Genomic DNA, 12,932 nt, shown 5'->3' on the forward strand with positions numbered 1-12,932 from the left:
GATTCATTCAAGTGCTTTTTTCACTTTTTTCCTTATGGATTTTGCCGGTTCTTTACTATCCTTTTTTCGATGGTTATGCTACTCTTTTGTATGGATAAATAAGACCGTTTTGGTCAAGGAGATACACACTATGCAAAGTATTCAAAATATTTATAAGATCGGTCCGGGTCCCAGCAGCTCTCATACCTTTGGCCCTATGCGCGCCAGTCAGGACATGCTGGAACATTACCCCGACGCCGATGAATTTAAAGTTACATTATTTGGCTCTCTGGCTTTGACCGGAAAAGGCCATCTCACTGATAAAATTATCGAAAAGACCTTTTTTCCTACCCATTGTACGATCACCTTCGATCTAAAGACACAATGCGAGCATCCAAACACGATGACCATCGAAGCCTTTAAAGAACACGATACTTTAGGAAAACATATCTATATATCTATAGGCGGCGGTAAAATTTTAAAGGATCAGGAGCAGGAATCGGAAGAAACACATGTCTATCCACATAATTCTATGGATGATATTCAAGGCTATTGTAAACAACATCATCTTCGCTTAGATAAGTATATCGATCAGTTTGAAGATGAATCGTTAAACAGCTATATGGATAAGATCTTTGATGCGATGATCGAATGTGTTGACAAAGGATTAAATACGATCGGTAAGCTGCCAGGCTCCTTAGAAATCGACAGGGTAGCCAGTGCATTGTACCAGAGTGCTAACAGCTGTGATGATCTGATTGAAAGAAAAAGTCTTTTACTCTCCAGCTATGCTTATGCGGCCAGTGAACAAAACGCCAGCGGCGGTATGGTCGTTACCGCACCAACTATGGGCAGCTGCGGTGTATTGCCTAGTCTTCTCTATCATTTTTATAAAGATGAAAACTATCCCAAAGATACTCTGATCCAGGGCCTTAAAGTAGCCGGTCTGATCGGTAATCTCATTCAACATAACGCTACGATATCCGGAGCCAAGGCCGGTTGTCAGGCAGAAGTTGGTGCTGCCTGCAGTATGGGAGCCGCCTTTGTCAGCTCCTGTAACTTTGAAAATAACGCACAGATTGAATGTGCTGCTGAAATCGGACTGGAGCATCACTTAGGCTTGACCTGTGATCCGGTCGGCGGTTATGTCATGATTCCATGCATCGAAAGAAATGCCGTTGCCAGCCTTCGCAGTCTGGATGCTGCCCGTCTGGCAAAATATTTACGCAACGTTAAGAAAAACCGTGTCAGCTTTGATATGGTCGTCAAAACGATGAATCTGACCGGCAGCAAACTTCCCTTAGAATTAAAGGAAAGTGCCTTAGGCGGTTTAGCTGTCGTTGTGCCTACAAAAAAGAATGGCTAAAGCCATTCCAGTAAAAGAAAAATCAATGGTAATGTCAACATACTCAATAAAGTTGATACGAAGATGATCCTGGATGCAAATTCAGGATCTTTTTCATAGCGCTGTGCCAACATAGCCGTCGTACTGGCAGCTGGCATAGCCGATAAAAGAACACAGACATTGCGAACCATAGATTCAACCGGCAAGACTAAAAGAATCGCAAAGATCAAAAGCGGCAATACCAATAAACGCAGGGCACTATATAAAATAGAGATATGATCAAATATCTTTTCTTTTGGCACATCGCTTAAGATCCCGCCAATCACGATCATGCTTAAAGCTGTATTACAATCTCCGATTGCGTCAATCGTATCATCTATAAACTTTGGCAGGTGAATATCAAACATCCCCAGTACCATGAGCACGATTCCTATATAGATCGCCACAATACAAGGATTGGTGGCAACCTTTCGAATCACTTCCTGTCTTGTCCCTTTTTCATAAAGCGATACACCATAGCTCCACATACAAACTCTTTGCGGAATCAAAAAAATCGATGCATACAATAATCCCGTCGGACCAAACGCGCTTTGTGCTACCGGCATTCCCATAAACCCGGCATTGGAAACCATAGTTCCATATTGTAAAGAAGGTTTACGATCATCTTTGATTCCATTCCAACAGCTTTTACAAAAGATCAAATACAAAAGCTGAATGCCCACAGAAATCATAAAAACCAGGATCATGGATACAAGCAGCTGTTGATCAACCTTGATTTCAAAAGATTGGATCGTTGCACAAGGCAAGACCAGACATAAGACAATATTGGTCAACTGTTTTCGGGTCTGCTTGGAAAAATAGCCCAGCTTTGCTAAAACAAAACCAGCTAAGATCAACAAAAAGATTTCCAGTTGTAAATCAAGCATATCTTTCGCTTCCCTTCAAAAAAAACTACAGAGAAATTCTCTGTAGTCATTCTAAACGGTCTTTAAAAAATTTTCAAACTTTCGCCTTTGTACATAATAAGCGATGACCAGGACAATAATCGAAACATCAAAAGCCGGAGGAAGCCACATCTTTAATAAAATGCACATCACAAAGCTGGCAATATCCATGTACAGATAATCACGTACCGGTGTATAGCTTTTGATCAACCGCATTTTCATCTTCATATTCCGATAGAAGAAGACCATCGCAATGGCTCCGACGATCGCATCTACACTGAAATTTACGACAAATTCCTGTGCCAGAATAGCTCGAAGAAAGAAAAGGATCAAAGTGCCGGTAATGACGATCACGATACCCGACAGCTGAAACTTTGCCTTGTCTTCTTTTAAATACGTTTCCTTAAATTTCTTAAACGATTGTGATTTCGCCCAGGAACGAATTTCCTTGCCTAAATTTCCTTCATAGTGCAGGCTGCGTCCTTCTTCCTTTGCCTTCTGAAGCTGATCTAAATAATAATTGGCATATAGATTGCGCAATCCCAGATTGGATTCCTTTTTCTCAATTGCTTTTAAGATGTCTTGAAAGTCCTCTTGTTCCTCTAACGTTTCCGGTAAAGGAAGATGAGGTTTCAGCCAAGTATATTTTGTCAGATCGATCATTCAAAAACTACTTTCTGCGCCTCATCGATCTCTACATTTGTTCCAAAGTAAGCTTTTAATGCTTCAATCGCATAGCCTGTATCTTTGATACCGGCCGTTTCATAGCTGGAATGCATAGCCAGCTGCGGAAGTCCGATATCTACGGCATGTACACTTACTTGTGTATTGGACAAGTTTCCTAATGTAGATCCACCGACCACATCGCTACGGTTGGCAAAAGTCTGTACCGGTACACCGGCTTCTTTACAGATACAAGTAAATAAGGCACGGCTAAAGGCATCTGTCGTATATTTCTGGTTTGCACTTTCTTTGATGACCGGTCCTTTGTTCATCATCGAACAGTTGACCGCATCCGTTTTTTCCGGATGGTTTGGATGTACCGCATGCGCATTATCACAGCTTACCAGGAAGGACTTGCTGATGGCCTGATAATAATCTTCGGCATCCTTTCCCAAACCTAAGTTGATACGCTGTAATGTGTCATATAAGAAAGTGGACATAGCTCCCTGCTTTGTATTCGATCCAACTTCTTCATTATCGAATACGCAGCAGACATTGATCGCATGTTTGTTTTCAGACTCAATAAATGCTTTTAAAGAAACAAAGGCACATTGTAAGTCATCCAGTTTTGGTGTAGAAACAAATTCATTTTTGTAACCCCAGATCACCGGTTTTTGACGATTAACTAAGAATAAGTCTTTAGCTAAGATCTGTTCGACTTCTACACCTAATTCATCCGCAACCATCTTATCAAAGTCACCCTTCTTCAACTCACCGGTTGAGAATAGAGGACAAAGATCAACCTGACGATTATATTTATAACCATCGTTGATGTTGCGGTTGAAATGGATGGCTACATTAGGAATCAACAACAAGTCTTTATCAATATATAATAAGCGACTTTCAATTTTGTTGCCTTCCTGTACCAATACACGTCCGGCAATCGTTAACGGACGATCAAACCATGTAGAATCGATCATACCGCCATAAGCTTCTACATCTAAACGTAAATATTCATTTGGCCCTTCTAATTCCGGAACGCTCTTGATCTTATATGTTGGCGAATCGGAATGAGCTGCCGTCATCTGGAAATGATAATCATCTAACACGCTTCCCAATTTAAAGGCAATGATGCTGGAGTGATTACGAATCGTGTAATACCCTTCTCCTTTTTCCAGGTGCCATGGTTTACCTTCCGGTAAATATGTGAATCCAGCCTGCTCCAAATAATCACGCACGGTTTTTACCGAATGGAACATGCTTGGACTGCTTTGAATAAAATCCATCAATTCATTTGAAATTTCAATATTGTTCATAATAGTATCCTCCTTAGACTATTCTAAACTATAGACACTAAAAACTCAAAAGAAAACGACTCCCGAAGGAATCGTTTCTCGATTTTCATTAAGCGTTAGTTGTTCCGTCTCTTTCGTCCTGTTTTTTACGGATAACAGGGAAGATCAGACCTAACAATACCATGACAACTGGTGTGATGATGTTCAAGAACATTGTGAATGGATCTGGAGAGTACATACCCAATACAGAACATACCAATACAACTAAGAAACACCAAACACCAAATACTTTACCGATACCTCTGCTCTTAACGAATTTGTATTCACGAGGGAATTTTTCGTCTGCCACTTTACGAAGCATAATATAAGCAAAGAATACCCACAAGTAACGAAGTGGCATTGTTACAGAGTTCAACTTATTCAACTGAGCCAATACATTGGCAGCACCTGGAACAAATGTCTGCGCTAAGATAATAGCACCTGACAGAATAACTACCATCCAGATACCATTGATGAAAGCACCGTATTTGTTCTTCTTCAACAATTGTTTTGGAACACTCTGGCTTGTGATAGGGTCTTCCAATAACATACGCAAAGGAGCATCGATACTTACAACCAATGTAGAGAACTGTCCAATGGCATTACACAATGCATAGATGATCATCAATACATTACCTACACCATAGTATTCACCTAATTTCTCAAAGGCGATATAAGCACCGTTGGCAATGTAAGAGTTTGTAGCTTCTTCGCTTGCGAATACAACATTTGGATCAAACATCATACCCATTGCAATCGTACCGAAGATAGCACAAACGATAACCATAACAGCCGCAAAGATCATACTCTTAGGGAATTCACGAGCAGGGTTTCCATCCATCTTATTTACATATGGAGAAATCTTTTCGATACCACCAACCGCAAATACTAAGATTGACAAGTTTGTGAAGTAGCTTACATCAAATGTAGGAATCAGGTTGTCCAAGCTGAAGTCCATGTTTACGAATCCACCGTTTGGATTGATTACCGGTGCCGCAAACATCATCAAGATGTACAGGATACTCATGACAAACATACTGGAACCAGCCAATGTAGCCAGTTTCTTCAATGGGTTCAAACCACGGCTTGCAACCCAGCAGAAGAACAAGAATACAGCTAATGTAGCCAACTGTACATACAATGTAGGGAATGTGTCATACGTTTCCGCATTCTGGAATACCATCCAGCTCAACGCTTTTAAACCACCGGACCCTTTGGAAGCAATGTATGAAACGTGACATGCCCAATACGTCCAACCAGCATAGTAACCAACTTTAGAACCTGCTGTTTCCTGAACCCAAGAGGTAACACCTCCACCTAGATCTTTAAATGCAGAACCAAGTTCACCTACCATCAATGCATATGGTACGAAGAACAAAGCGAACATCAAGATCCAAGAGAACATTACCTGGATTCCGTTGAAGTACATGAAACCGTTAACTACGTTACCAAATCCCCATAATGTGGAGAAGCACATGAACGCCAACATGTACCACTTGATTTTCTTTTGAGAATTATCCACTATTTACAACTCCTTTCCCAAAGCAAACAAGTACATATATAATCACATATTTTTGCGTAATTGTCAAAGAGGGTTTGACTTTTTCGCAATATATATACAATATTCCACCATTTTCTTAAAGAGAAGTTGCTTCGTTTTTTAATAGAGGCAACAAATATTTCATAAATTCCTGTACCGCCGGGGAAGGATTGGACTGCAGCGCAATACCGATTTCAATATATTCTTGAGGATCCAGAGACTTATATAATATTCCTTCTTCCATACCCCAGGCTGATAAACGATTATCCATAGATATTCCTAACCCCTGCTTTACCATCGCAAAGCTGGCGTAGAGCTCCAAAGTAGAAAACTGACGATGTGGATATATTTTATGTTTCTGAAAAACTCGTTGATTATCCGTGTCTTCTCCGGGATAGGTAAAAATCACATTTTCTTTTTCAAATTCTTTGACAGATATTTTGTCTTCACTTGCTAATTTATGATTCTTGGGAATCCATGCCAACATCTCATCTTTTGTGATTGGTATCCATTGACAATCTCCCAATTCTCGTTTGGATACAATACATAGATCCAATCGATGTTGTTTCAGCTCCTGCACCAGATAAGAACTGTATCCATGACGTATCTTTAAATCCACATCTGGATAAACCTTACTGAAATTCTTCATAGCCAAGGAAAATGTATCGTAATAATAGCGATGTGAAACACCGATTTCGATTTCACCAACGTATAATTCATTGATATCAGATACTTTTTGGTCCAACAGTTGGTTTTGATATAAAAGCTCTCGTATGTCACTTAAAAGATGACTGCACTCATTGGTTGGAAACATACCATCATGATTTCTTCGCAACAAGGTAAATCCCATTTCTTTTTCTAAACTGGAAATCATTCGAGAAAGACCACTGGGTGTATAACCTAGTTTTTAACTGCTTTGGATAGACTTTTCGTATCAATGACCTGTACCAGCGCTTTACATTTTTCTAAATCCATAATTCCCCCCTTATTAAAAAAACCGCTGTTTCCAGCGGTTTACAATCATTGTTTAATCGAAATTATCCGATGATTTCAGTAACGTTTCCGGCACCTACAGTGTGTCCACCTTCACGAATAGAGAACTTAGTTCCGTTTTCGATAGCGATTGGGTGAATCAATTCTACAGACATTTCAACGTTGTCACCAGGCATTACCATGTCAGTTCCTTCTGGAAGAGTGATAACACCAGTTACGTCAGTTGTACGGAAGTAGAACTGAGGACGGTAGTTAGAAACGAATGGAGTGTGACGTCCACCTTCTTCTTTAGTCAGTACGTAAACCTGAGCCTTGAAAGTAGTGTGTGGGTGTACACTTCCTGGTTTAGCTAAAACCTGTCCACGCTGAATTTCATCACGTGCGATACCACGAAGCAAAGCACCGATGTTGTCACCAGCCTGAGCAACGTCCAACTGTTTGTGGAACATTTCCAAACCAGTTAATACTGTCTTACGAGTTTCTTTGATACCAACGATTTCAACTTCGTCGTTCAAGTGAGCCTGTCCACGTTCAACACGTCCTGTAGCAACAGTACCACGACCAGAAATAGTCATAACGTCTTCTACAGCCATCAAGAATGGTTTATCGATGTCACGTTCAGGATCTGGAATCCAGCTGTCAACAGCATCCATCAATTCGTTGATAGATTCAACATATTTTGGATCGCCTTCCAAAGCCTTCAATGCAGAACCACGGATAACTGGTGTGTTGTCTCCATCGAATCCATATTCATTAAGAAGTTCACGAACTTCCATTTCTACTAAGTCGATCAATTCTTCGTCATCAACCATGTCGCATTTGTTCAAGTAAACAACGATGTAAGGTACACCTACCTGACGAGCCAACAAGATGTGTTCACGAGTCTGAGGCATAGGTCCATCAGATGCAGCTACTACAAGGATAGCACCATCCATCTGAGCAGCACCAGTGATCATGTTCTTAACGTAGTCGGCGTGGCCTGGGCAGTCAACGTGTGCATAGTGACGTTTCTCAGTTTCATATTCAACGTGAGCTGTGTTGATTGTGATTCCACGTTCTTTTTCTTCTGGAGCACCGTCGATCTGATCGTAAGCAGTTGCTTTGGCCTGACCTTTCTGAGCCAATACGTTCGTAATAGCAGCTGTTAATGTTGTTTTACCATGGTCAACATGACCGATTGTACCAATATTAACATGGGTTTTACTTCTGTCAAATTTTTCCTTTGCCATTTTAGTTTTCCTCCTAATTAAAAATTAAAATTCATGCAAAAACATTGTACTTTAGAACCAAGCGAAAAGCAACTAGTTTTCGCTTGAATTCTCTTTAATGATCTTCTCTGCAATGCTCTTAGGAACTTCAGAGTAGTGATCAAATTTCATGGAGTAAGTTCCACGTCCCTGTGTAAAGCTACGCAAGTCAGTTACGTAACCAAACATTTCTGACAATGGAATGTGAGCACGTACGATTACGGCATTTCCGCGCTCTTCCTGTTCTGTGATAGAACCACGACGACTGGAAACGTCACCCATAACGCTACCTAAGTATTCAGCCGGTGCTGTTACCTCAACAAACATGATTGGCTCCAACAATACCGGATTACACTTTTTGGCAGCTTCACGAAGTGCCATGCTGGCGGCAATCTTATAGGCCATTTCACTGGAATCGACATCATGGTAAGAACCATCGAACAGTGTAGCTTTGATATCGATAACCGGATAACCGGCGATCATACCATTATTTAAGGCATCCTTCAAACCTTCTTCTGTTGGTTTGATGTACTCTCTTGGTACGGAACCACCAACGATCGCATCCACGAATTCAAATCCTTTACCTTCTTCATTTGGTTCGAATTTGATCCATACATGACCGTATTGTCCACGACCACCAGACTGACGAATGTATTTACCTTCACAGTCAGCAGCGGTACGAATTGTTTCACGGTAAGCAACCTGAGGCTGTCCTACGTTGGCTTCTACCTTAAATTCACGACGCAGACGGTCAACGATGATATCCAAGTGAAGTTCACCAACACCGGCAATGATCGTCTGTCCTGTTTCTTCGTTTGTATATGTTTTGAAAGTAGGGTCTTCTTCAGCCAATTTACTTAAAGCCAAGCCCATTTTATCCTGGTCAGCTTTTGTTTTTGGTTCCAAAGACAATTCGATAACTGGTTCAGGGAATTCCATAGATTCCAGAATGATTGGATGTTTTTCATCACACAGCGTATCCCCTGTTGTCGTAACCTTTAGACCTACGGCAGCAGCGATATCTCCGGCCCAAACCTGATCGATTTCTTTACGATGGTTGGCGTGCATCTGTACGATACGTCCGAAACGTTCTTTCTTATCCTTTGTAGAGTTCAATACATAGCTTCCTGCAGTTGCAGTACCAGAGTACACACGGAAGAAACTTAATTTTCCTACAAATGGGTCTGTTGCGATCTTAAATGCCAATGCTGAGAATGGTTCATCATCGCTTGGATGACGTTCATCTTCTTCACCGTCCAAAGTTGTACCTTTGATAGCCGGTACATCTAATGGGCTAGGCAGATAATCTACAACTGCATCCAGAACCTGCTGAACACCTTTGTTTTTGTATGCGGAACCACACAATACCGGGAAGAAATCACCAGCACATACGGCAATACGCAATACACGTTTGATTTCACTGATTTCAGGTTCTTCACCTTCCAGAACCATCATCATGAAATCTTCATCATAATCGGCTAAGTATTCTAATAATTTAGCACGATATTCTTCGACTAAATCCTGGCTTTCTTCAGGAATGGCAATTTCCGTAATGATACGTCCATAGTCACCACTGAATGTATAAGCCTTACGTTCGATGATATCGATGATACCTTCGAAGTCACTTTCAGCACCGATTGGTAACTGAATTGGGCAGGACTTAGCTCCTAAACGATCAATGATCGTGTTACAAGACATGATGAAGTCTGCACCTGTCGCATCCATTTTGTTGACAAATACGATACGAGGTACACCATATGTCGTCGCCTGACGCCATACAGTTTCTGTCTGCGGTTCAACACCGGCTTTGGCATCCAGAACGGTTACAGCACCATCCAATACACGCAAAGAACGTTCAACTTCTACGGTGAAGTCAACGTGGCCTGGTGTATCGATGATATTGATACGGCATTCCGGTCCGGTTCCATCTAATTTTTTCCAGTGACAAGTTGTGGCAGCAGAAGTAATCGTGATACCACGTTCCTGTTCCTGTTCCATCCAGTCCATTGTACTGGCACCTTCATGTGTTTCCCCAATTTTATGGTTAACACCAGAGTAATAAAGGATACGTTCAGTTGTTGTCGTTTTACCGGCATCGATGTGCGCCATGATACCAATGTTACGAGTATTTTCCAGACTATATTCTCTAGGCATAAACTAAACTTTTCTCCTTTCTTACCAGCGGTAGTGAGCAAAGGCTTTATTTGCTTCCGCCATTTTATGAGTGTCTTCACGTTTCTTAACGCTGGCACCCGTTCCGTTAGATGCATCAATGATTTCTGCAGCTAAACGCTGTTCCATAGTTTTTTCATTTCTTAAACGTGCATAGTTAACGATCCAACGCAGACCTAATGTCAAACGACGTTCGTCACTTACTTCTACTGGCACCTGATAGTTGGCACCACCAACACGTCTAACCTTCAGCTCTAACTGAGGCATAACGTTTTCCAATGCTTGTTCGAAAACTTCCATTGGCTGTTTTCCTGTTTTTACTTCAACGATTTCAAACGCGTTGTACAGAATTGTCTGTGCAACCCCTCTTTTACCATCAATCATGATTTTATTGATCAGACGAGTGACCAATTTGGAGTTATACATAGGGTCAACTAATACATCACGTTTGGCAATGTGTCCTTTTCTAGGCATTTAATTTCCTCCTTTCACGATTGACTACTTCTTCGGTTTCTTAGTTCCATATAAAGAACGAGATTGTTTACGGTCATTTACACCGGCACAGTCTAATGTTCCACGAACGATGTGGTAACGAACACCTGGTAAGTCCTTAACACGACCACCACGAATCAATACAACACTGTGCTCCTGCAAGTTGTGTCCGATACCTGGAATGTAAGCTGTAACTTCCATTCCGTTGCTCAAACGAACACGGGCATATTTACGAAGTGCTGAGTTTGGTTTCTTTGGTGTCATGGTACCAACACGTGTACATACTCCACGTTTCTGTGGGCTGGACAAGTTAGTTGGTCTTGACTTCAGTGAGTTGTACCCACGGTTCAAAGCTGGTGACTTTGAAACGTTCTGACTGGCCTTACGACCTTTACGAATCAACTGGTTGATTGTAGGCATAAGTACCCTCCTTTCAAAAACTTCTTAACACACGTTTCCGGGTGTGTCTTTTTCATCCGTTTTATATGGGATTCTTTCGAATCCCTCATTTACGCATGCACGAATAGATTACATTTTTTAAACTTCAATGTCAAATACTTTTTTAATTTTTTCATGAAAAATTTTGTTCTTTCGACAAATAAACTATTTTAGATTCTTTAAAAGACAATTTAGCGTCTGCACATTAGTGAATTTCTTCATTAAAGGAAGCAATCAGTTTTTCAAAATATTCAACCTGACCAATAGAAAAATAACGATACCAGGCATCCAAGGTCTGTTCTGAATAAAGCTTTAAATTTTCCATGATGTATTTGATCCAAAGAAGTGAAACGGCAAAACTTGCGGTAATCAAATTTTGATCTTGAACGGCAACCTTATCAATATAATAGGAATAACCTTTATAAGTATCGATGCTCTGTAAATAGAATAAAGCATTGCCTGTATGTTGATACCTATTTAAAATCCCCTGTTTTGCCAACCCCAATGTAGCCCCATAAATAGCCGCTACCGTTTTACCAGCTTCCAGAAAAGAAACAGTTCTTTCCAAGATCGGCTGATGTTGATCTTCCATCCATGTATCTGGCCCAATCAACAATAGTGCAGCAGCCTGTTCTTCATCCATTTCATTTATACAGATATCCGGAACGATTTTTAATCCTCCCGCAGTTGTGACTGGCTCTTTCGATATCCCTACAGTAAAAAGTTCAAATGACGAAGTTTCTTTCATCTACTGTAATGGCAAACCTTGCAGTAAATACATATATATCTTTTTCATTCTATTTCCTTCCATTTTCTACTTTTTTAAAAATTGGCATCGCGCATTGTTTTAGCACTTCCTGTCTGCCCATTATTCATCTGATCAAAAACCGTTTCATAAGCCTGTACCTGCTCTAAGGACAAAGCTTTATCCAAACGAACATACACTTTACCAAATACATAATTATATATATTGATGATGATCGATGCTATTGACTTTATTTAAGCGATCATAGGCGGCTTGTTTCGATGCACAGATTTCGATCGTACCTCCGCTTAAATGTGCATTAGCTTTGGAAGACTTGCCCGCAATGGTTTGATCTTCAAAATAAGCTTTATCAACAACCTGCTCCAGCTCTTCATCGATTATAGTTGCCTGATCATAATAAAAGACATCGGATATAGGCAGACCCTGCTCCTTTAAAAAATCGATCATTTGTTTGACGGATTCCAAATTTGAAAACTGTAATGTTGTATCTTCTTGAACTGGCTTTTCCACTGGTTCTTTCAATCCTTCTACCTCTGTTTTAAACGAAGTATTTACGGGATGAGTCCGATAATGTTTAGCTGATTCTTCATCATATCTTGCTTCGACATAAACGGTTTGTCCATTCTTTAAATTTTCATTGGGTTTTACTGTATATTTGACTGTTGTGAAAAAATCATTATAATTCCCCGGGTCCATCATACATGCTACATCTGCTTTTCCTTTACCATTAGTACCATAAAAAGTTATCGTACAATCCTCTTCATCCATCAAGGACACATTTGCTTTCGCAAAGAAGAGAAAATAGCTTCCCCCTGTCAATACCCCCAGGATCAAAATTACCAACAAGAGAATCAGTATCTTCTTGGGCTTGGATTTCATATTGTTTTCTGGATTCTCTTCTGTTAATTCACAACCACATTTTACGCAATGTTTACCACTTTCATAGGATTTTCCACAAGATTTACAAACTTTCATTTCTCTCCTTTGATTTTATTATGCTCGATTTAGATTTCAGTCAC

At 40.4% G+C, this 12,932-nt stretch carries 12 protein-coding genes and 1 pseudogene; 1 reads left to right on the forward strand and 12 read right to left on the reverse strand.

The genetic code is table 11. The features are described from left to right. The first annotated feature begins 130 nt into the window (after nt 1-130). Nucleotides 131-1,345, forward strand: a complete 1,215-nt coding sequence (locus G413_RS0102435; protein WP_022789359.1) for an L-serine ammonia-lyase, iron-sulfur-dependent, subunit alpha — start codon at nt 131-133, stop codon at nt 1,343-1,345. On the opposite strand, the gene G413_RS0102440 is transcribed toward G413_RS0102435, so the two are convergent. The 12 genes and pseudogenes from G413_RS0102440 to G413_RS0102495 form a co-directional block, all read right to left on the reverse strand. Then, complete coding sequence (locus G413_RS0102440; protein WP_022789360.1) at nt 1,342-2,250, reverse strand: AEC family transporter; 909 nt, start codon at nt 2,248-2,250, stop codon at nt 1,342-1,344. The genes G413_RS0102435 and G413_RS0102440 overlap by 4 nt on opposite strands. A 51-nt stretch (nt 2,251-2,301) precedes the next feature. Then, entirely contained in the window at nt 2,302-2,931 is a 630-nt protein-coding gene (locus tag G413_RS11665; RefSeq protein ID WP_022789361.1) for a hypothetical protein, read from the reverse strand. Next, complete coding sequence (locus G413_RS0102450) at nt 2,928-4,247, reverse strand: M18 family aminopeptidase (protein ID WP_022789362.1); 1,320 nt, start codon at nt 4,245-4,247, stop codon at nt 2,928-2,930. Before G413_RS0102450 ends, G413_RS11665 begins: the two co-directional genes overlap by 4 nt. A gap of 88 nt (nt 4,248-4,335) precedes the next feature. Then, a complete protein-coding gene (locus G413_RS0102455) occupies nt 4,336-5,754 on the reverse strand; it encodes an amino acid permease (protein ID WP_037614317.1) in 1,419 nt (472 codons plus the stop codon). Nucleotides 5,755-5,902: 148 nt separating this feature from the next. Then, on the reverse strand, nt 5,903-6,619 hold the full coding sequence (locus G413_RS0102460; protein WP_338066701.1) for a LysR family transcriptional regulator substrate-binding protein: 717 nt from the start codon (nt 6,617-6,619) through the stop codon (nt 5,903-5,905). Beyond that, nucleotides 6,614-6,700: pseudogene (locus G413_RS12535) on the reverse strand (hypothetical protein); the annotation flags it as partial. The pseudogene G413_RS12535 and the gene G413_RS0102460, both read right to left, overlap by 6 nt. Nucleotides 6,701-6,842: 142 nt before the next feature. After that, complete coding sequence (gene tuf / locus G413_RS0102465; RefSeq protein WP_022789365.1) at nt 6,843-8,027, reverse strand: elongation factor Tu; 1,185 nt, start codon at nt 8,025-8,027, stop codon at nt 6,843-6,845. Nucleotides 8,028-8,099: 72 nt separating this feature from the next. Continuing rightward, entirely contained in the window at nt 8,100-10,199 is a 2,100-nt protein-coding gene (gene fusA / locus G413_RS0102470; protein ID WP_022789366.1) for an elongation factor G, read from the reverse strand. A gap of 21 nt (nt 10,200-10,220) precedes the next feature. Next, nucleotides 10,221-10,691, reverse strand: a complete 471-nt coding sequence (gene rpsG / locus G413_RS0102475) for a 30S ribosomal protein S7 (protein WP_022789367.1) — start codon at nt 10,689-10,691, stop codon at nt 10,221-10,223. Nucleotides 10,692-10,715: 24 nt separating this feature from the next. Beyond that, complete coding sequence (gene rpsL, locus G413_RS0102480; protein WP_022789368.1) at nt 10,716-11,129, reverse strand: 30S ribosomal protein S12; 414 nt, start codon at nt 11,127-11,129, stop codon at nt 10,716-10,718. 223 nt (nt 11,130-11,352) lie between these two features. Then, nucleotides 11,353-11,895 carry a DJ-1/PfpI family protein gene (locus tag G413_RS10715; protein WP_022789369.1) on the reverse strand — a complete coding sequence of 181 codons (543 nt, stop codon included), beginning with the start codon at nt 11,893-11,895 and terminating at the stop codon, nt 11,353-11,355. 213 nt (nt 11,896-12,108) lie between these two features. Next, nucleotides 12,109-12,888, reverse strand: coding sequence for a hypothetical protein (locus G413_RS0102495; protein WP_022789371.1), 780 nt, complete (start codon nt 12,886-12,888; stop codon nt 12,109-12,111). Nucleotides 12,889-12,932: the final 44 nt, after the last annotated feature.

Source organism: Faecalicoccus pleomorphus DSM 20574 (assembly GCF_000420345.1).
In the GTDB taxonomy this organism is placed as follows: domain Bacteria; phylum Bacillota_I; class Bacilli_A; order Erysipelotrichales; family Erysipelotrichaceae; genus Faecalicoccus; species Faecalicoccus pleomorphus.